The organism is Bradyrhizobium sp. UNPA324, from assembly GCF_006658635.1.
Taxonomy (GTDB): Bacteria; Pseudomonadota; Alphaproteobacteria; order Rhizobiales; family Xanthobacteraceae; genus Bradyrhizobium; species Bradyrhizobium nanningense.
Genome location: NZ_LFJD01000004.1, coordinates 4,747,156 through 4,768,966, shown reverse-complemented (window position 1 = coordinate 4,768,966; position 21,811 = coordinate 4,747,156). Strand labels below are relative to the sequence as shown.

Here is a 21,811-nt window from a genome sequence, read left to right as displayed (position 1 = left end):
GCTCACATTTCCTGATCAGACTCTAAAGCGCGATGAGATTTGGAGGAATCATCATCGCGCTTTCGGTCGTTGTTTGCGCACGATCTTTCCGGAAAACCGCTTCGCACTTCTCCGGATCATGCTTTAGTTGAGCAAGCAGGGCTTCTCCAGCCGCGCACGCGTTGCGGCCATCCAATCGTTCCAGGCTCGCTCGTGCTTGACGTAGAGTTCCAGCCAACGTTCGCCATGCCTGTCCTGACGGACACGGTGCGCCTCGACAAGCAAGTCGGCGCCATGGCGGGCGCTTGGATTATCGAGGGCTTCGAACTCGACCGTCTCCGAGATCGTCAGCCCGACAAGCACACGTTGTCCCGCGCCATCCACGATGTAGCGCCGGGGCGCGTCCCTCTTGGGTTCGCTCATCTCGTCATGCCCCATTCGTATCCGTGAGATCCCGCGTCCTGCCAGCGCATCGGACGTTGCCTAAAAGGCTCGTCGGGCGTGGCCGAACGTTGAGGTCGGAGTCGGCCCAGTCCTTCGGCGCGAGGCGCCACGGGATGAGTTCGCAGGACTTCGTTGGACGCGCCAAGCCCGCAACGCGTAGCCCAAGATGAGACCAGCGCTGAAAATGAAAGCGGAGACGAATGCAGAAGTCATGGGAGGTGCCTTGGATAGTCCAGGACTTATCAAGAGCGAGCAGTGTGTCGACATCATGATTCTTGCCGACCCTGGACGCCGAAAGATTGTTCATGCCTGACCTCTCGCGTGCATCCAGCGTAGTCTCGCGTGCATCGATCGCAACGATCAAGATTCTTCCATGAGAAGCACTCTATATAGAGAGATGTCCTCGCGCCCCCCACCCTCCAACACCGTTGCAGTCGGGCAAGCCTGACGCGCCTTCCCTCGCACCGGAAGATTCGGGTCAACCGGCCAGCCCACGGCCTTGCAACCGACCGGAACCCGTCGCATTATTTCGCATCGCATTTCAGAGGGATTCAAATCCAATGACCTTCCGCGCCCTTATTCCATCCATTGCCCTGGCCGCTCTTGGCCTCGCCGTAACGGTCTCGGTTGCGCCGGCCGCCGAGCTCGCGCTTGCTCCGTCACACCGGGCCGCCGTCGTCCAAGGCGGCCTTGTGCTGTGGGATGATGTCTACCCGCCCGCGATCTATGGTCCCCAGCTTCGTCCGGTAGAGGAAGTCGCCGCCATGAAGGCGCAGGCACGGCCCGTATCCCAGCGCTGGTGGGGATATTGGTACGTCCGGTAAATGCGACTGCGCTGAGCTGAGCTCGACTAACAACTGCCGCCCTACCGGCCAACGGGGGGCGGCAGGTTTGTTTGAGAGAGGCCATCGGCCGCGGCCCTCAAAAGCGCCACGCGTTTGGGCTCCAAGGCCGGGAAGGCCAAATTGTTCCGGCCGCCCGAAGCCTGCGCGCTTTCCCCTTCCGTTATCCATGGGCGCTCCCAGAAGTCCTTCGATGGCCCAATTGGAGGCGCTTCGGCGGTCGCAGCTCGCGGGACGCAGGTACCGGAGCCAGATGGACCGGAACCTCCAAGGCCGATGAGCCGCTAGGCTATCAAGAAGTTGCTATTGTGCAGCGTGCCGCCCGCATTTTGCAGGCTCACGTCCATGTCACTCGTTCCGTCGCCATCGATATCGATCTGGAGATAGTCGTTACCCGGCCCGAAATTCTGCAGGTGGGCTGAAGCCTGGTTACCGCCGAGCAAAGGTGCACCATCCACATACTCGATGTGACCGCCGGCGACGCTGATGCCCGAGAACGTGAAGCTATCATTGTTCGCATCGAAATTGTGGATGGTGTCGGCAGCACCGGCGGCGGAATCTGCGGTGCCGACGAAACGGAAGTTGTCATGACCTGCGCTGGCGAAGATCTCGTCCGCGCCCGCGCCGGCAGTGATGGTGGTATTGCCCGACGAGTTGCCGATCGTGATCAGGTCGAAATTAGCGGCGGCATTGATGGTCTCGACGTTGGTCACGGTCACGCCGTAGACATTCGCGTTGAAGTTCAGCGTGTCGTTGCCGTCGCCGAGATCGATCACGTTCGCCGGGCTGCCCTGCAGCGTCAGTGTGTCGTCGGACGAGCTGCCGTTGAGCAGATTCACGTTCCACAGATTGTCGAGCGAATTGCTGCCTGCGGCGAGATTGAGGACGTTGGCCGTTCCCTCTCCGAGATTGACCGTTACGCCGGACACTGTGTTCAGCAGCGTGACCGTATCGTCCGACGGATTGAGATTGCCGGTAAAGTCGCTGCCGTTGAGGTTTTCGACGCCACTGATGCTGAGCGAATTGACGCCGTTGGCGAGCGACACGAAGTCGTTTCCACCGCCCAAATCGATGGTGATGCCGGCGACGTTGTTCGTCAAGCTGAGCGAATTGTCGCCCGAATTGCCGTTGATGTGTTCGATACCCGTTGCGGCAAAGGCAGCGAAGTTTCCGTCGAGGACGATCGTATCATCGCCATTGCCGAGGTCGATCGCGACGCCGTTGGCCGCCGCGATCGCACCGGTGACGGTCAGGGTGTCGTCGCTCGCCGTGCCGTTCACGTGGTTGACATCGTAGATGTTCACGAACGAGTTGGCGCCGGCAGCGAGGTTCATCGTGTTGTCGCCGTTGCCGAGGCTGATGTTCAGGCCCGCGACCGTCGTCGACAAGGTGAGCACGTCGTTGACGCCCGGCGCCGCACCGAAATCGGATCCGCTGATTCCCTCGACACCAATCAGGCTCAGCGTGTTGGCGCCGCCCGCGAGACTGAGCTGATCATTGCCGCCACCGAGGTCGACGACCAGTCCGTTGGCGTTCGTCGTGAGGTTGACGAACTCGTCGTTGCCGTTGCCGACAAGATTTTCGACACCTGCGAGATTGAGCGTGTAACCGTTACCAAAGATGCCATTGAGCAGGACGGTATCTCCCGTCCCCCCTCCCAGATTGATCACGTGTCCGAAGATATTGGCTCCGACGCGAAGGTAGTCGTCTCCAGCCGTTCCGATCACGGGGGCAGCGCCAGAAAGCTGCTGCGTCGAGAGGTCGATCGGACTTCCCGAAGCGCCCGAGGACAGCAGCATGATGGCATCGCTGAACTGCAGCACTTCGACGTTGGCCAGAATGTCGGCGCCGTCACGGCCCGCAACATTATCTTGAACCTGGATCGTTCCTGCCGTCGCGACGGTGTACTGCGATTGCGTGCCGGAGAAGGTCACCATGTCGGTGCCGGTGCCACCGTCGATCACATCGTCGCCGCCCTGACCGGTGATGCCATCGTTGCCACCACCCGCGTTGATCGTGTCGCCGCCGCCGCCGCCGAAGAAGAACTCGTTATTGGAGCCACCGACCAACGTGTCGGCCTGGTTCGAACCCTGCACGCTGTTGACGCCACCCGTGATGACATCGGCACCCGCTGCGCCGCTCACAATTCCCGTCGAAAGGTCGACGGAAACTCCGCCTCCGCTCGCCTGAGAATACGAGACCCGCGTATTGCCGTTACCGGTGATGGTGTCGTTGCCGAGGAGGCCCTCGAACAGGTTGAAGGTGCCGAACGACCCGGCCGAGGTCACACCGGTGAAGCCTGCGGCATTGTAAGTGTCGTTCAGGTTGCTGCCGGCCGCACTGTTGACGCCGGCATAGGTGTCGGTGCCGATGGAGCCGCCGCCGGTCGCAGTCCCCGCCTGCAGGTTGATCGTCACGGCATCGATCGCGCTGGAATAGATGATACGGGTGTTGCCGTTGCCGGTGATCGTATCGTTGCCGGCGAGGCCTTCGAACTGATTGAAATTACCGCTGTTGCCCACGTTGTAAACGGCACCGTTCTGGAAGCCGGCGGCGCCGAAATTCGTGGAGGTGAAGACGTCATTGAACGTGGTGCCCTGGGCACCCTCGATGCCGCGGAACGTATCGTTGCCGATCGAAGCGTCACCGGTCGCGGTGCCCGCCGTGAAGTTGATGGTGACCGGGCCGGTCGAGAAGTAGAGGTTGTTGTAGCTGATGATGTCGAAGCCACCGCGGCCATCGATGAAGTCGTCGCCGGCAAGGCCGGTGAACGTCTCTGTAGCCGTGGTGATATTGCTGCCGCGGATGGTGTCGTTGTACATCGAGGCCATCACGGCGTTGACGCCGCTAAACGTGTCGAGGCCCGTGGATGCGTCACCGCTTGCGGTTCCTGTGCCGGGCGTCGCGCCAGTTTGCAGGTCAACGACCACGGCCCCGGTCGCGTTCGTGAACGCAATACGGGTGTTGCCGTTACCTGTGATGCTGTCGTTGCCTCCCATGCCGATGAATTCGTTGAAGGTGCCGTTTGACCCGGCATTGGTGCTGCCCGAACCGAAGCCGGTGGCGTTGAACGTATCGACGTCGTTTGATCCGCGCACGGATTCAATCGATCGAAGCGTGTCGGTGCCGACCGTGGAAGTATCACCCGTCACGATTCCCGAGGCCAGCTGAACGTTGATCCCGCCCACGGCAGCCGGATCGAGCGCGTAGTCGGCCCGGTCGAAGCCAGCCCGGCCGTCGATGAAGTCGTTCCCGGCCCGGCCTTCAAAGATCTCCACGGTGCCGGGACCATTGGTGCTGCCGAGCAGCTGGTCGGCAAATCCAGAACCGACGACACCCGCAAAGCCCGAGCCTATCAGAGTGTCGGTGCCGACCGAGCTATCTCCGGTCGCCGAATGGGCCGCCAAATCGACGGTCACGCTGCCCGTCGCGCTGCCATAAGAGATGCGTGTCAGCAGCGCACCCAGGCTGTTCATTGCTCCCGTGATGGTGTCGTTCCCTCCGCGGCCCTCGAACTCGTTGAAGCCCACATTGGTGCCGGCAATGCTGGTATCGCCCGCAAAGCCGGTCGCGTTGAACGTGTCGGCGTAGTCGCTGCCCACGATGCCCTCGATGTTCACGAGCGTATCGGTGCCGACCCCTGGACCTGTCACGGAGCCTGCCGCGAGATTTGCGGTAATGCCTCCCGTTGCAGCGGTATAGTCGGCGCGGTCGAAGCCGAGGCCGCCATCGAGCAAATCGTTGCCATCGAGGCCCTTCAGGCGATCGTTACCGGCTAGGCCGCTCAGGCTGTCGGCGTAGGCGGTCCCGACCAGCGTATTCGCGCCGGCATCGCCGATCAGGTGAACGCCAGGCGCGAAGATGAAATCCGCAGCCGTGAGGTTCGACGGATCAACGTTCTGCAGCGTCAGGCTATCGCCATTGCCGAAGTTGATGAACGTATTCAGTCCCTGCTGCGAGGCGATCGCCTGGACGTCAGCGAGGTTGTAGATGCCTGCGACGCCCGATAGGTCGATCTTGTCGGCTTGCGCATGCGAGAAGTCGCCGATGAAATCGGCGCCGCCGCCGCTCACATAAACAAAGGTGTCGGCTCCGCCGTTACCGAACAGATTGTCGGCACCGTTGCCCCCCTTCAGCGTATCGTTGAAGCCCGATCCGGACACGCTGTTCACGCCGCCGGTGATGGCGTCATGCCCGACCGAGGCATCTCCATTGACGGTGCCGCTGGCGAGATCGACGACAACGCCACCGGTTGCGTTGGCGAACAGCAGCTGCGTGCTACCGTTGCCGGTGATAACATCGTTGCCGGCAAGGCCCTGGAAGGAATTGAACCCGATAAAGCCTGTTGCATCGTACACGTCGGCAGAATTGCTGCCATAGACGCTGTTGACGCCCGTGAAGGTATCGTGCCCGACGGACACGTCCCCCGTTATCGAACCGGCGTTCAGGCTGACCGTGACGCCGCTGGTGGCATTCGAGTAGAGCAGTCGTGTGTTGCCGTTGCCGGTGATCTGGTCATCACCGCCCAGGCCTTCAAACTGGTTAAAATCGCCGAACGAGCCGGCATTGGCGCTGCCCCCGTTGAAGCCCGCTGCCACATAGGTGTCGGCATAACCCGTGCCCTGAATGCCCTCGATCGAGCGCAGCGCGTCGGTGCCGATCGACGCGTCGCCGGTCGCCGTGCCTGCCGCCATGTCGACTGTGACGCCACTCGTGACTGTGCTGAGGCTGTTGTAGACGGCAACGTCGAAGCCGCCGCGGCCGTCGATATAGTCGTCGCCGCCAAGACCGGTGAAGTTGTTGTTAAAGCTGCTGCCCAGCAGCGTGTCGGAGAACGTTGAGCCCTGCACAGCGTTGACGCCGGTGAAGGTATCGGTGCCCTCGGTTGCGCCGGTGGCGCTTCCGGCAACCGTGACCGCATTGGTGGTCCCGACAGCGCTGGTCTCGAGGTCGACGCTGACGCTCGAAGCCGCGATCTGGTAGTTCAGGCGGGTGAAGCCGTTGCCGATGATGGTGTCGTTGCCGCCGGCGCCGGCGAAGTCGTTGAAGGTGCCGGAGGACCCGACATTGGTCGCCCCGGCCCCACCGAACCCGGTCGCGTCGAACGTGTCGTCGAAATTGGTGCCGCGGGCGGCCTCCACGCTGCGAATCGTATCGGTGCCGACCGTCGCATCGCCGTTCACGATGCCCGCGGCGAGGTGAACATAGATGCCCGACGTGGTCGTCGTATCCGAATTGTAGGTGACCTGGTCGTAGCCACCGCGGCCATCGATATAGTCGTCGCCGCCGCGCCCCTCATAGGTCTCGTAAGTGAAGGCCGCATTATCGCTGCCATAGAGCGTGTCGTTGTAGGCCGATCCCCAGATCGTCGAGACGTTGGAGAAGCTGTCGTGGCCGACGGAGGCGTCGCCATCCGCGGTCCCCGCGCCAATGTCGACGGTGACCGCACTGGTGGCTCCCAGATACGACAGCCGGGTGACGATCTGCCCGAGAGCGTTGACATCGCCGATCACAATGTCGTCGCCGCCACGCCCTTCAAACTCGCTCTGACCGGCGGCCACACCGGGCAGACCGGTCGAGCCGGTAAACCCGGCTGCATTGAACGTGTCCGCATAGTTGCTGCCGACCACCCCTTCGATGTTGACGAGCGTGTCCGTCCCGACGCCAGGTCCCGAGGCGGTGCCGGCTGCGAGGTTGACGGCAATGCCGCCGGTCGCATCCGTATAGATGGCGCGGTCGAAGCCCTGGCCGCCATCCAGGAGGTCGCTGCCGCCGAGACCCTGCAAGCGGTCGTTGCCGCCGAGACCGCTGATGGATTCGGCATTGGCCGTGCCGACGAGGTCGTTCGCGTTGTCGTCACCGACGATCGGTGCAGCCGGCGTGCCGAACAGGAAATCGCTGGCCGTCAAGCTGCTCAGATTGACGTTCTGAAGCGTGAGGCCGTCACCCGAATCGAACGTGATGACGGTATTGGAGCCGTTCTGAACCGTGTGCGATTGCAGATCGGCAAGACTGAAGATGCCGTAGACGCCGGTCAGGTCGATCTGGTCCTGGCCATGAACGAAGTCCTGGATGAAGTCGAAGCCGCCGCCGGTCGCATAGACAAAGGTGTCTGTGCCGCCGCCACCGCTGAGGAAGTCGTTGCCGGCACGACCGTCCAGAATGTCGTTGCCGACGCTGCCGGAGAGGCCGTCGTTGCCGGCGCTGCCGATGATGGTGTCGTTGAAGTTGGAGCCCAGGACGTTGAACACGCCACCGGTGATGGTATCGTGGCCAACCGAGCCGTCGCCGTCGGCCGTACCCGCGGTGAGATTGATGCTCACACCGCCGGTCGCGTTGCCATACTGGATTTGCGTATTGCCATTGCCGGAGATGATGTCATTTCCGGCATTGCCCTGGAATGAGTTGAAGTTCGCGTTGAGACCGGTGAAACCCGTTGCGTCATAAACGTCGTCGAAACCGCTGCCGGTCGCGCTGTTCACCCCGCTGAACGTATCGTGCCCGACCGAAGCATCGCCGGTCGCGCTGCCGCCCGCGAGATTGATTGTCACCCCGCCGGTCGCATTGGCGAAAATGAGGCGCGTGTTGCCGTTACCGGTGACGAGGTCGTCGCCACCGAGGCCTTCGAACTGGTTGAAAGTGCCGTTGTTGCCGGTATTGGCCCCGGTCACACCGTAACCGGTCGCATCATAGGTATCGTTGAAGTTGGTGCCCTGAATACCCTCGATCGAACGAAGCGTGTCCGAGCCGTTCGACGCATCTCCGGTGACCATGCCGGCCGCCATATTGACGGTGATGCTTCCCGTGATGAAAAAGATGTTGTTGTAGGACGAGACGTCGAAGCCGCCGCGGCCGTCGATATAATCGTTGCCGGCAAGGCCGGTAAAGGTATCGTTGGTCGCGCCGCCGAGCAGCGTGTCGTCGAACATCGATGCCTGGACGGCGTTGACGCCGGTAAAATGATCGGTGCCGACGGATGAATCGCCGGTGGCAACGCCGGTGACGAAGTCGACGTGGACACCGGCGGTCGCGTTGTTGAAACCGAGCCGCGTGAAGCCGTTGCCGGTGATGGTGTCGTCGCCGCCGTTGCCGGTGAACTCGTTGAACGTCCCGTTGGAGCCGGGATTGACGCTGCCCGAGCCGAAACCAGCGGCATTGTAAGTGTCAGCGAAGTTAGTGCCACGGATCGCTTCGATCCCGCGCAACGTGTCCGTTCCGACGGTCGAATCGCCGGTCACGAATCCGGCGGCGAGATTGACCGTAATCCCCGTCGTGGTGTTGGGATCGACGTTGTAGTCCACGCGGTCATAGCCACCGCGGCCGTCGATGTAGTCGTTGCCCGCAAAGCCCGCATACACCTCGGCGGTGAACATCGGATTGTTGCTGCCCAGAATCGTGTCGTTGTAGGCGGAGCCCCAGACGCCGTTGAAGCCGGAACCGACGAGGGTGTCGTGGCCCACCGATGCATCACCCTGGGCATACCCCGCGGCGAGATCCACCGTCACCGCCCCGGTCGCGCTGACATAGGAGACGCGCGTCAGCTCGGCGCCCTGGCTGTTGGTGTTGCTGATGATGGTGTCGTCGCCGCCTTTGCCTTCGAACTCGTTGTACCCGACCGGGCTACCCGGGACATGCGCATCGCCGGTGAAGCCGGCCCCGTTGAACGTATCGTCAAAATCGCTGCCGATGGCGGCTTCGATGTTGACGAGCGTGTCTGTCCCCACGCCTGCGCCGGACGCCGTTCCCGCCGCGAGATTGATCGTGACTCCGCCCGTTGCGTCGGTATAGACGGCGCGGTCGAAGCCCTGGCCACCGTCGAGAAGGTCGTTGCCGTCACCACCCGTCAGATAGTCCTTGCCAGCACCGCCATAAAGGAAATCGTTGCTGGCGCCGCCGCTGACGCGGTCGTTACCGTCGAGTCCGTCGATCGAGTCGCTGCCATTGCCGCCAGCGAGCACGTTGTCGCCGAGCGTGCCGAGCTGGGCGCCGTCGACGTCGCCGACCACGGCGGTCGTCACCTTGGTGTTGAGGTCGGTGACAAAAGCCTGCTGGAGCTGGGTCACCTCGGTTGGATTGCCGAAGTCGGTGTTGGCGAGCTGATCGGCGGCCGCGCCCTGTGCGACCTGCCCGGCCTGCGCCAGTTCGGTGAGAGTCGTTGCCGATTGGATGCTGACGTTGGCCGCCGAGACGACGTTGGTGACGGCGTCGAGAGTCGTCTGGTCGACGTTGGCGATCGCACCGGTAATCACGGCCGACACGGTCGAGGTTGCGCTCAGGTTGATCGCAGTTGCGGGTGCGTCGATGATCACCTCTGCAATGGCCGCGACCACTGCATCCGGCGAGCCGCCTACCGCCGACACCTGCGCAATGGTGCTCTGGACCTGAATCGCGGCCGACAAGACCGTGGTCGCAGCGGCAATGGCCGTCGCATCGGTTCCATTGACGACCGCTTCTACCGGATCGAACGTCTTCAAGTCGATACCGGCACTGAGACCGAACGCCGTCTTGATCGCGCTTTCCGCGTCCGCCGCGCTCAGCGGCGTGGGATCGTTGGCCGTTGAATCCACCAGCGCCGTGATCAGCGTGGTGAGCGGCGTGATGACAGTCGATCCGGCCGGCGCCTTCAGCACGCCGGTTATTGCAAGGCCGGTCGACAGGTCTGTGCCGCCGATGCTGACGAGCGTACCTGTGCCGCCCACGAGCGAAAAGCTTCCGTCGGCATTCGTCGTCGTATGGGCCTCGTCGGCATCGAGTACGCCATCGTTGTCCGCATCAGCGAAGACAGTCGCGCCTGCGATATAGCCGTCGAGAAGTTGACCGACCTGAACGTTCGCGCCGGCCGAAATATCAACCGCGATGTTCAAGATCGCGCTGCTCGCCTGATGGAGGCCGTCATTCGAGATCGCCGTGACCTGAAGCGTGAACGAACCGGGCAGAACGGCGGGATCCGGAATCAGTGCGAGGTCCGCATGCACCAGATCGGCGGCCGACAGCCCCCAGACGCCTTCGTCGATCGCGGCCCCGTAATTCAGCGTGAAGCCGGATGGCAGGCCGGTGATCTTGACCAGCAATGTGCTGCTGGTGTCGATCAGCGTGGCGGAAATCGACAGAGGAATGGACGAATCACTCGCGCCCGACGTGCTGCTGCCGACCGTAAGATCTGGCGCATCCTGCGCGCCGTGGATCGTGAAGCTGATGTCCTTCGAGGTTCCATCCAGGGATTTGACGGTGAACGTGTCGACCTTGGTCTCCGTCGCACTCAGATACTGAGTGGTGGCGTTCGCGACCGAATAGGTATAGCTGCCGTCCACAGCAAGGCTGAGAGAACCGAGATTGCCGTTCGCCGACACGACGCTGGTCTGAAACGCGCTCTGGTTCTGGTCGGCATCGCTGATGGACAATTGCCCGGACGCCGTGAGCGTGCCGTCCTCGGTGACATCATGCTGCGCGGGGCCGCCGATATCGGCGGCATCGTTGACACCGTGGATCGTGAACGTCACGTCCTTGGCCGTGCCGTCCAGAGCCTTGACGGTGAAGGTCTCGTCGCGGGTCTCGCCCTGGCCGAGATACTGAACGAGGTCGTTGGCGACCGAATAGCTGTAGGCGCCGTCGGCGCCGATCGTCAGCGTCCCGAGATTGCCGGGCGCCGAGACGACGGCGGTCTGGAACGAATTCTGGTTCTGGTCGACGTCGTTGATCGACAGCGTGCCGGCCGCCGCCAGGGCGCCGTCCTCGGTGACGTCATGCTGGACGGGATTTCCGATCATTGCTGCGTCGTTGGCGCCCGTGATGTTCACCACGATATCGTGGGTGGCAGTGCCGTCGACTGAAGCGACCGTCAGGGTATCGGTGACATGCTGTCCTGCGACAAGCGAATCCGACTTCAGCGGATCGAGCGTATAGGTCCAGGCGCCCGACGCCGCATTGAAGGTGAAGTTGCCGTAGGTGCCGGCCAGCGAGGCCGGGACCGCGAAATGGTCTTGGCCGTTGTCGACGTCCTGCACCGCAAGCTGGCCCGACGCGCTGGGATCGCCGGCGACGCTCCCGGCCTCGGTCACCGAGATGTCCTGGCTCCCCGACACCGCGATCGTGGCCGCGTCGTTGCTGCCGGTAATTGTCACCGTGAGCGTCGAAGATCCCGTTCCGCCGTGGTTGTCGGCATTCGTGTAGGTGAACTGCTCCGTCACCTGCTGGCCTTCGGCGAGCCCTTGCACCGACGCGCTGGAATTGTTGAGCGCATAGGAGTAGGCGCCGCTCGCCTTGGTGACGACCAGCGTTCCATAGGCGCCGACGACGGTGATCGTGGTGCCGTTGTCCGTGCCTCCCGCGACGGCCGACACGATGTGGGTATCGCCGGCATCGACGTCCGTGTCGTTTGCAAGCAGATTGCCGTTGGCAACCGTCGTCAAGTCCTCCTTGACGGAGATGATATCCGCGACTGCGACCGGCGCATGATTGACCGCACCTTCGATGACGACCTCGACCTTCTCGATCGAGGCGATCGCCAGGTTGAAGCTCCTGAACGCGTAGTCCGCACTGCCATAGCGCGCGATGAGGGTCTGGATTGCCGCAAGATCGGACCTGAACGAGGCCGAGTCCGCGAACTCTTGCGTGACGACGAGGCGGAGCGTGTCCTGGCCTTTGCCGCCGTCGTAGATATCGATAGAACCCACATTCTCGGAAACGCGGTAGATCAGGATGTCATTGCCGTTGCCGCCGCTGACGATATCGGTGCCGGCGCCGCCATCGATGATATCGTCGCCGTTGTCACCGGAAATCAGATCGTTGCCCGCCCCGCCGAGCAGCGTATCGTTGCCGTTGCCGCCGAGAATGATGTCGTTACCGGTGCCGCCATCCACCGTGTCGTTGCCATTGCCGCCCAGTATCAGATCATTCCCCGCGCCGGCGTCGACGGTATCGTCGCCATTTCCTGCATTGATGATGTCAGCCGAGCCGGTGCCGGTGAGCTGGTCGTTTGCATTGGTGCCGTTAATGATCATGGCGATTCATCTCTCTCGATAGGGCAACAGGCATTGCTCGCGAGCGCGCGGAGCGGCTTGCGTTGTGCGGATGCAGGAATCTTCAATCGTCGAAAGCGGAACGCGATATGCACGCGACGCGTGACGTCGTGCGGTCGCTCATGGTGAGCCCCCTCCCGTAACCTTCTGATTTTTCAGGTTCGCCGTCAGCCCAACGGCGCGAGTTTGAAATGACGTGGTCTTGTTATTGTTCGACGCCTTGCGCCGTTGGTCGGCGTCGCCTGAATTCTCGAAGTCGAAATTCCCGACCGTCGAAAAACTTTTCTGATAATTGCAAATTGTTTCCACTGTTGCGGGACTGCGTCAAGCCGCCACGGTTGCTAACCTTAAGCAGGGTGTGAACTGAACGGTGCAGCTGCGAAAGCGTGTGGCGCCGATCTGCATTCGCGCCCGGGTTCAACAAACTGGAGGGTCGAAGCTTTGCCGGGGTGCAGCTCAATGAAGGCTGGAACGAAGCCAGCGCCTTCCCTCGCCCACTTGACGCGAGGACATCGTTGAAGCTGCCAAGCAAGGGAGCTACCACCGCTGATAGCGACGGCCTGCAAGTCGCGGCCGCTCGCGCTGGATTGCATGCGACACTCTGACACACCGAGATCTCACCCCGGATCGATATCGGGAGCGGAGACCCAACACCGAAACTCATCTGGCTCGAGCGGAGCAGCGTCATCTCAAAATCCTGGACCGGAAAGTATTCCTCGCCCATGGAATAGCGCCGGCACAGCTTGGCGCATGACCCGAATGGGTCATCGGATCGTGGGGACCGCGCCCTCGCCGGAATTATCTTGTTAGACTTTGGTCGAGCACCATTTTTCAGGAAAAACACGCAAGGAGGCTTGCGTCGAGCCGCCCTCTCGCGAAGCATGACCAGTCGGGGAAACGCGGCGGGAAGGCTCCAATATCAGGGGGTCTTCTGCATGGCATGGAGCGCCGGCTCACAGCAACGCCAGGGGCTCAGCGGAAGGGGGACCGCTCTTGAAAGCCAATAAAATCGACAGTGAGGAGCTATCGAAGGTTCTCAATCGACTTGGCGAGGCCGCCGTGAATCCGGAAGCATGGCGCGCCATCATGGATGACATCTGCAAGGCGGTCGGAGCGTCAGCGGCCTTACTCCTTCAGAGCGATATCAGGACCTCGGACGTTCCACGCACGGAATCGATCGACGAAGGGACCAAGTTCTACTTCAGGAATAACTGGCATCTGAGGGATCCCCGGGCCAGGGCCTTTCCGCGCATGATGGCGGGCGAGGTCGTGACCGACCTCGACGTGATGACCCCTGAGCAGATTCGCGCCGATCCCATGTACAACGAGGTGCTGTTTCCATATGGATACCGGTGGTTTGCCGGCATCGGCTTCTGGGCTGACCGCGCAGCATGGGCGTTGACGATCCAGCGAACCGGCCGCGAAGGCGCATTCGAGGCGCGCGACAAGCAAATGCTTGCCCAATTGGCGCCGCGCCTGACCGAGACCGCGACGCTGGCAACAGCCATCGGACGGGTCGCGCTGACCTCGATGACCGACGTTCTCGACCGGGTTCGACAGCCCGCCTTGGTCCTCAACCGGGAAGGAATGGTCCTGCGCACGAACGAGGCGGCCGACCGTGGGTTCGACGATGAGATCCGCATCAGGGAACGGCGTCTCGTTCTCCGTGACAAGCAGGCGATGGCAAGGCTCGACCAACTGATCAGCCTGATCCGATCGACGCCGGATGCCGCCGCCGTCCCCGCTTCTCCGATCCTCGTGCGCCGGACGGCAAAGCCACCGGTCGTCCTGCGGGTCCTGCCAGTGGACGGCGCTGCGCGCTCCGTCTTCCTTGGCGCGCGCGCCATGCTGATCCTGTCCAACCTCACCCCACGCGCGGCGCCGGACCCGGGACTGATCGGCCAGGCCTTCGATCTCACCCCGGCAGAATCCCGACTGGCCGCCCTGCTTGCAACCGGCACATCGATTGCGAGCGCCGCCGAACACCTGCGCATCTCGCGCGAAACCGCGCGCAACCACCTCAAGTCGATCTTCTCGAAGACGGGAGCCCACCGCCAGTCGGAGCTGGTTACGCTGGTTTCGCAGCTGGTGTGAGCATTGGGTTTGCGCCGGTCGGCGGTCACAAATTTCGCCTGAGGCCGAACGAAAGACCTCGGCCTTTCCGGTGCTTCAGCTGAAAGGTGTGGTCTTATGGTTTGCGCTCCCCTTTTCATTTTCGGCTCCGAGGCGCCACGGATACGTTCATAAGCAAGAGAAACAACGCGCTGGTCGCCTGATATCTCGCCACCACGCGTTTCCTCGCTCTTCCTCGCATGATGGCTTTTCCGTCCCGGGAGCCGATACGCCACTCCCAGCTCCGCGAACGTTTACGCATCTCGAGCTCGAAGAACGAGAAGTCGTCCAAGCCCAACAGATCGTCTCCCAACGAGTTCGACGTCATTTCGCTACTTAACGAGGTGCCGGCATCTTGTCCCACACGAGGGCAAGAGCGCCGCCGTACATTGGAGGTTCGTAAGGCGATAGGATAAAACCCCTTGAGTGCGCCTCCCCCAAATGGGCTAGGCCGGCAGAATCAGTGGGCAGAGTTCAGTTTCTGCCCGCCGCGATCTATGGCCTCGACTCTGCCTGGTAAGGAAGTCGCAGGCAGCGCAGGCCCGGCCCGTCTCCCAGGGCTGGCGGGGGATATCGGGACGTCCGCCCACAGGCGGGATCGGCCTGTCACGGCGCGGGCGAGGAGCTTAGCGCAGGCACGCCATGAGCGCCCGAACCAGACTTGCGCGGGTCCGAAGACTCCTCCAGGCCACCGGCCCTAACCTTAAGGCCGCCGACATTCAATTCCCTGGTTACAGGGAATTCTGCAGGGAAACGTATCTGCCGCAGGGGGGCGCTACCGGGCATGAAATTGCGAAAGGAGCGCTGGAATCGTGGCATTGCGGCGCCATGCATTAGAGTCGGAACAGGGAAAATTCCGCTGATGATCAGGGAATATGCTCGCGCCAAGCAGGTAACATGTCCGCCCTTCGTAAAGCACCCATTTTCTCGAGCACGCCGCATCGGCGTCGCCTGCCCGGTGAGCCGCCACGCCGCCGATGCCGGCTCCGCCCAACTTATCCACCCAGCGTCGTAAGCAGCGAGTCGCGCAGACCCGTCCTTGCCAGCGTCGATCTCGCAGCTGGCCGAGTGACGCTCAAAAGACCCACACTTGGCTCTGGCTTGCTTGCAACGTCAGAAGCCAACCATACCAGCTTAAAAGCACGACGATAATCGCGGCGGAGGTCACAAGGTATGGCAACTTGCTTTGGTTCATCGGCAGCGGGCACTCTAATCAGGCTCGTTTGGGTCGAATGCGACAATGGCTTGCATAACATCGATCGGGATCGATGCTTTACGGCGAAGGTCTTCGCGCCGAGATCATCGAGAGCGATGAGTTCGACGGCGGACCTCAAACCTCTGAAAGAAGCTGAGTAGCCGATCCAGCCTGAATGGCCACTGAACCAGATACGATTCCCGTTGCTGAGACCTTCCGCATCCCGCCGCGAAGAAACGCGATCCTTCCCACCCGGACTTCGTTCCAGATAATATGGCCGGCATAGAGTTCACTAAAAATGGGCCCGGCACCGCGGCAGGCATTGCCATTGATCGTCGACGCGTTCCATCGCCGGCCGGTGGACCTTGGCCTCAAAACAGCAAAAGCGGACTTCTTGCTCCTGAGACGTGATCTCTCAGCGCGGCTGGAGGTCTGCCGGAACTTTCCCGTGCCTAGGTGCCAAAGCGATATTCCGCCGATGGAATGGTCGCGGTTGCATTCCTGGCCGTCATGGCTGCAGGCTTCGGCGAGGGCGCGATGACGTCCGCCCTCGGTCGTACCAATCGGTCTGCGAGGCGAAATACCCGGTGGGATTGCCTATCCGCGAACCGGCAATCGATGACGGAATTCCGGCTGCCGGCCCATCCGAACTCGCGCAGTCCGAACTCGCGTATTCCACGGCGAAACGCTTTCAGGGGGCACCAGTCAACGGTGCCCCAGGCGTCCGGCTGGGCGGGCACGCCCGCAGCCAGTGCAACGGTCGGCTGCAGCCCGGGCGGCGTGATCTTGACCAAGTTCAGCAGCGTCGCCGCCACGATCATCATGAGGATCCCGCCAACGCTGAGCGTGATCTGCATCGCAAGCCCTTCCGATATGTCGAGCAGCGCCAGCAGGCTAGCGAGCGTCAGCAGGACGCCGAGGCAGAAGATTGGCAACGAGTGCTTGCCACAGAGGATGGCGCCGCGCATCACCGCAGTTGTCAATGCTTGCCGATTGGGCGGCACGAACCACACCGCCACAACCGCAAGAGCCAAGAAATGCAACAGACGCAACGGATCGAGATTGGATTTGTCTAGCGAGTAAGCCAACTTGGTCAACCCCTGCGGGACTAACGCTTCCAGTGGCTTGATCCTCCAACTCAATGCGATGACAAGGCTGAAGACCAGATAGAGAGCGGCGGGCACGAGCGCCTTGCGAGATGTTAGCCAGGGGCGCACTCTTTCGCCCTCGATTATCATCCACGCGCCAAGGACCGCCAATAGCTGCCAGGCCAGTGGATTGAAAGCCCAATGGCCGCTCGGCCACGCCGGCATGGACCAGCCGAACATATGCACCAGCGCATAAAGCGTCAGCGAGGCGCCAAGCGTTACGTTCGGCATTCGGAACAGCAACCACAGCAACGGCGCGAAGAAGAGGTGGAGAAGCACAAAGATCGGCAATACGTCGGTATTGACCGGACGGTATTGCAGGATCGCTGCGTGCGCGAGCGCCGAGCCCGGCTGGTCCAACAGAATGCGCGTATTGCTCTCATCAGCAAGACGGTCTCCGCCTGCAAGGTGAACCAAGATGGCGCAGGCGAGCGTCAGCAGCAGAAATGCGACATAGATGTCCCAACTTCGCCGCAGTGTCCGGCGGATCACGCTGGTCCACCCCTCGCAGCTCCGTACCTTGCCGTAGGCCAGCGCGCATGTGACGCCCGAAACGAACATGAACACTTCCGCGGCGTCGCTGAAGCCGTAGTTCCGCAGCGTCAGCCAGCTTCCAATGTTATTGGGGACATGATCAAGAAAGATGCACCAGAGCGCGATGCCGCGGCAGGCATCAATGCGCAGGTCGCGGCTGTTGACTTTGAGCTCCGGCAGAGCGCCCGCAAATGGCTTCGGGGATGCGGTCCGATCCTGCATGGCTTACCTCGTCCAGGGTACGCAGGCTTCGAGAGAAACGATCGAAAGGAACCGAATGTGACAAAAAGCACGCTGCGGCAGCGCCGCCGTCCAGAATTGCTTCACACCGACCGGCCACGACAGCAATGCGACAATGATGATATGGCCGCGCTGCGCACAACCTTCTGGTGGAGAGGCCGACCGTCGTCATCATCGTGCAAGCGCCGCAGCCTGTAAATCGGCCGGAGGTCGGTACAGCGAGGTGCCTAGGTCCTATGACCAAGGTACGGTCCGCCCTGTCGTCTATTTGGTCAGAGCGGCTGGTTCCCGTAGTCCAAGCTCCCTTCTTACCTGACGGCGAACTGCTGCCGAGCCCGAGATGGAAGATGGACGTATTCGAAGGTGGGTGTATGATTTTCCATTGATCTCCGGGCGATCAGAGGACGGAGAGCTTTTTCGTGAAAGTGCTTGTTGTTGACGATCACACATTGATTCGGGCGGCGTTGCACGCCGTCTTGAAGCAATTAAAGCGAGAAGCCGTCATATTCGAAGCTTCGAGCGGTCGAGAGGCCATGCACATCGTCGAGGAGCATCCCGACATCAGCCTCATTTTGCTTGATATCAATTTGCCTGATCGCGACGGCTTCTCTGTCCTTTGCGAACTGCGCGATCGCTATGCGACCATTGCTGTCGTCATTCTCTCGTCCTCCGACGATCAAGACACGGTCAAGCGCGCATTCAAACTCGGCGCGCTGGGTTTCATTCCGAAAACCACGGAACGCGAGGTGATGCTCAACGCTATTGAGCTGGTGTTCTCCGGCGGAGTTTACATCCCCTTGGAGATACTGGAGAAGACAGCGGGCCCGCGGCTTGCAAACAAGCCAGTAGCGCCCGACCCGCTCAAGGGGCTCGGATTGACCGATCGGCAGATTGAAGTACTTGCGCTGCTGATGAAGGCAAAGAGCAACAAGGTTATTGCCAAGATGCTCAATATGGCAGTGCCAACGGTGAAGAATCACATCACGGTCGTTCTCAAAGCGCTTGGCGTAGCGACACGCACCGAGGCCGTCATCAAGGTCGGAAAAATGGGCTGGGAGTGGCCGCCGAAATCGGGATCATGAAACTGCCCCAGCGTCTCTCCCACCATCGTGATCCCTAAAGAGTTCGTGCATGACAGCGCGGAGCTGCATTGGGTCGACCGGCTTGTGCAGCAAGACGTATCCTCTATCTTTTGCGTCCCTCAATGGTTCAGCTGCCGTATCGCCGCTGATGAGAATAGCGGGAATCGACGAGCCAAACGCCGCATTGATTTGTTCAATTGCCCTGATTCCGGTCTTCCCGCGTGCGAGATGATAGTCCGAGATTATGAGATCTGGGCGTTGTTCGCGCTCGGCAAGTCGGACCAGTGCGGCTTCATCGGATCCGGCGGCAACAACCGAGCATCCCCATTTGCTGAGCAATCCGCCCGTTCCCTCCTGCACGATGGGACTATCGGCAATAACAAGAATTGCCTTACCATCGACTGCAAAAACACCGGGGTGTGGTAAGGCGGTGGGCGCTACGGATCTGACGCATTCGTCGACCTTCGGAACCAGGACCGTGAATCGCGAACCGCGACCTACCGTCGAAGCGAGCTCGATTTGATGATTGAGTAGCAGGCGAAGCCTGTCGACAATGGCAAGGCCGAGCCCCAGTCCGCCGCACCGGTTCTGCTCCGGAGCGGGAATTTGAAAAAACTCGCCAAAAATATTCTGCTTTTGATCCTCGGGAATGCCGGGACCGGTATCGTATACTTCGATGCGCAGCATTTCACCGCGCCGGCGGCATCCGACCAGGATCCCGCCCTGCAAGGTATAGCGCACAGCATTGGATACCAGATTCAGCAATATGCGTTCGAGCAGCATGGCGTCGCTCCGTACCCAGGCGTCACTTGGCCTGACGCGTAAGCGCAAGCCTTTTTCTCGCGTCGCCTGATCAAACGCCGTCTCGATTTTTTGCAACAGGCGTCCGATCGGAAATTCGGTAATGTTGGGGACGAGCATCCCGGCATCGAGTCTCGAAATGTCCAGCAGCGAATTGAACATTTCATCCATTTCCTTGCGCGTTGCGTCGACTCGCTCGATCGTCCTTGCCCTCTCCGCCGGTTCGAGCGGCGTGCGCAGCTGGGCAACGAACAGCCCTAAGGCATGTAACGGTTGCCGCAAATCATGGCTTGCCATGGCAAAAAAGCGTGATTTTGCTGCACTGGCGAGCTCCAGTTCTTGCGTCCGCTCTGCGACCTTCCGCTCGAGCTCGACGCGCGCGCGGCGCAGACGCTCCTCTGCTTTCTTGCGCACCTCGACATCGGCGCTCAGCAACAAGCTAGGAACGGTAATGCTGATCAAGAACATCAACACCAGCAGAAACGATGCGTTAAGGTCCGCAGTTGTGAACGGACCGCCGCCCGTGAGCGTGCCCCAGATCGTGATGCCTGCAAGCACCAGGGCGACCGTCGCGGTATCGCGCGGACCGCGGCGCAGCGCCGCCCACAACATTGGCACGATCGCCAGAAAACCCAGTGGATCTCGGCCGGGCGTTTGCTCGATCAGGGGGCTGAAAGCAATGAGTCCAACAACCGCCGCTGTCGTGAGGACGCCGGCCGTCTCCAGAAAAGCATCGCATTCGAAGTCACGATAGCGGCTTGATACCCAAAGCACGATAACGGGGGCAATGACCAATGCGCCTGTCACATCTCCCAGCCACCAAGTGATCCACGCGTCCGCGAAACTCTTCTGTTCGATGTACCCGAAGATTGTCAGGCTGGTCAGTCCAATGCTGGCGCTGATCGGTGTCGCGATCACGACGCAGATCACAGCAAACTTTGCGACAGAATCGGGGCTTGAAAACGTGTTACACCCGCCCGACCACCGATTAATGAGATAAGCGCCCACAACGGCTTCAAGCGCGTTACCGGCCGCAATCGCGATTGCGGTGGCAACCGAGCCTGCCGTCGTCGCATTAGCGATTAACGCTGCCGCAAAAATTGCTGGCCAGGTCCGATATCCCCCCAACAGCACCGCCGCCAGCGCGACACCTGTCGGCGGCCAAATTGGCGTTGAACTGGGATGAATGGACGCGAGGGCAAGCCCGCCTTTGGCTAAGACGAGATAGACGGCTCCGATTGCGACCAGACTACCGACGTAGCTTACGCCCCGGCTAGAGTTTGTCGCGGGAGCTAATGATCGAGGGTTGGACATCGTCGACGTCCTGGACTAAGCAATTGGTTGGTGCACCGAAACTGACTTTTGACCTCTGGATCCAAGATCGCTTGGTCGACACGGCAGATGCGCTCAGATCGAATTAATCACAACAGTCTGCTGGCGAACTAAGAGACGGCGCATGCGATGGAGCTGGCCGACTTGCTGTTCAATCCCCGTGGATCGCATCAAGATCCACTGCGACGAACAGGGCGCCGTTGCACCCCGGCGAATTCGCACCATCTGATGTTCACCCCGAGCCTTGGGGGGACGCATCGTACGACGAAGCTAGGCGCTCCGAAAGGCGGGAAAATTTGGACCTGGACTGGGTCGCCATATGCGACCTAGACCCATCTCTCGTTGGATTCTCGGGACTGAACCACTTACACGATAGCTTGCTGCGGCGTGTGACGAGGAAGCGGAAGCTTCGCTCAGAAACAGAAGAATCTCCACGACCGATGACGCGACGAGTGCGCTGCATCCCGCGGCGTTTGCGATGGCCGTGGAATTCTCCTTGATCGAACTACAGTAACGAAGTCTTTGCTTGGTTCCGTGATCGAGTGGCCTCGTCTACGACCTGCACGGCAATCATCATGCTTGAAGCGCTGCGTGCTTTGTTCGCTATCGCTGACTAAACAGCGCAGTCGCGTCACCGCATCCGAGCACCTTCGAAAGCGCGGCGATAGTCCGGCGTGCTCACGCCGGTCAGAGGGCGCCAATTATCACCTGCGTGGGCGACCGCCCGATCCGAAGACGAATGCGCCGTACGACACGGCCTTCGTCCGGATTGATCGAAGCGAATTGGCGGGCATGCCGAACATTCGCCCGTATCCTGGCATGCCGGCGATCGTCCTGAGCGCGACCGTTCACTGAACCGCGTTCGAGCACATCGTCGGGCCGCTCGCAATGTCATTCGATCAATCATTCCGGCACAAATGACGCGACCCGTAGCGGTTAGGAGCCGCATCATCAACTGAGGTGAGCGACGTCCTGTTCGCGCGCCTGTTGAACGCTGCGCACCCCGGGCGCACTCTCAGGAATCGACGTCCGGACTCAGGCGGGCTTCAGCCGAACCGTTCCCGCGGGTGCTCGCTCGGCCAGC

At 61.2% G+C, this 21,811-nt stretch carries 7 protein-coding genes; 3 read left to right on the top strand and 4 right to left on the bottom strand.

The window, feature by feature from the left end; all coding sequences use genetic code 11:
- Positions 1–123: 123 nt before the first annotated feature.
- The gene (locus UNPA324_RS22895) at positions 124–402 is read right to left on the bottom strand and encodes a hypothetical protein (RefSeq protein WP_246667200.1); all 279 of its coding nucleotides are present in this window, start codon (positions 400–402) and stop codon (positions 124–126) included.
- Positions 403–983: 581 nt separating this feature from the next.
- On the opposite strand from UNPA324_RS22895, the gene UNPA324_RS22890 reads away from it, so the two are divergent.
- On the top strand, positions 984–1,247 hold the full coding sequence (locus UNPA324_RS22890) for a hypothetical protein (protein WP_128916517.1): 264 nt from the start codon (positions 984–986) through the stop codon (positions 1,245–1,247).
- Between the two features lie 302 nt (positions 1,248–1,549).
- Here UNPA324_RS22890 and UNPA324_RS22885 read toward each other — a convergent pair whose 3' ends face one another.
- Positions 1,550–12,265, bottom strand: a complete 10,716-nt coding sequence (locus UNPA324_RS22885) for a VCBS domain-containing protein (protein ID WP_181769484.1) — start codon at positions 12,263–12,265, stop codon at positions 1,550–1,552.
- Positions 12,266–13,276: 1,011 nt separating this feature from the next.
- On the opposite strand from UNPA324_RS22885, the gene UNPA324_RS22880 reads away from it, so the two are divergent.
- Positions 13,277–14,377, top strand: coding sequence for a helix-turn-helix transcriptional regulator (locus tag UNPA324_RS22880; protein ID WP_141936041.1), 1,101 nt, complete (start codon positions 13,277–13,279; stop codon positions 14,375–14,377).
- Positions 14,378–16,042: 1,665 nt separating this feature from the next.
- Here UNPA324_RS22880 and UNPA324_RS22870 read toward each other — a convergent pair.
- Positions 16,043–17,494, bottom strand: a complete 1,452-nt coding sequence (locus tag UNPA324_RS22870; protein ID WP_141936037.1) for an OpgC domain-containing protein — start codon at positions 17,492–17,494, stop codon at positions 16,043–16,045.
- Positions 17,495–17,931: 437 nt separating this feature from the next.
- On the opposite strand from UNPA324_RS22870, the gene UNPA324_RS22865 reads away from it, so the two are divergent.
- Entirely contained in the window at positions 17,932–18,594 is a 663-nt protein-coding gene (locus UNPA324_RS22865; protein WP_128916512.1) for a response regulator transcription factor, read from the top strand.
- Here the strand turns inward: UNPA324_RS22865 and UNPA324_RS22860 are convergent.
- The gene (locus tag UNPA324_RS22860; protein WP_181769483.1) at positions 18,589–20,709 is read right to left on the bottom strand and encodes an MASE1 domain-containing protein; all 2,121 of its coding nucleotides are present in this window, start codon (positions 20,707–20,709) and stop codon (positions 18,589–18,591) included. The genes UNPA324_RS22865 and UNPA324_RS22860 overlap by 6 nt on opposite strands.
- Positions 20,710–21,811 lie beyond the last annotated feature (1,102 nt).

What these genes read in the sequence shown, in the direction of transcription:
- UNPA324_RS22890 (WP_128916517.1), top strand. Translation starts at nt 984, where the DNA reads ATGACCTTCCGCGCCCTTATTCCATCCATTGCCCTGGCCGCTCTTGGC.
- UNPA324_RS22895 (WP_246667200.1), bottom strand. Translation starts at nt 402, where the DNA reads ATGAGCGAACCCAAGAGGGACGCGCCCCGGCGCTACATCGTGGATGGC.
- UNPA324_RS22885 (WP_181769484.1), bottom strand. Translation starts at nt 12,265, where the DNA reads ATGATCATTAACGGCACCAATGCAAACGACCAGCTCACCGGCACCGGC.
- UNPA324_RS22870 (WP_141936037.1), bottom strand. Translation starts at nt 17,494, where the DNA reads ATGCAGGATCGGACCGCATCCCCGAAGCCATTTGCGGGCGCTCTGCCG.
- UNPA324_RS22860 (WP_181769483.1), bottom strand. Translation starts at nt 20,709, where the DNA reads ATGTCCAACCCTCGATCATTAGCTCCCGCGACAAACTCTAGCCGGGGC.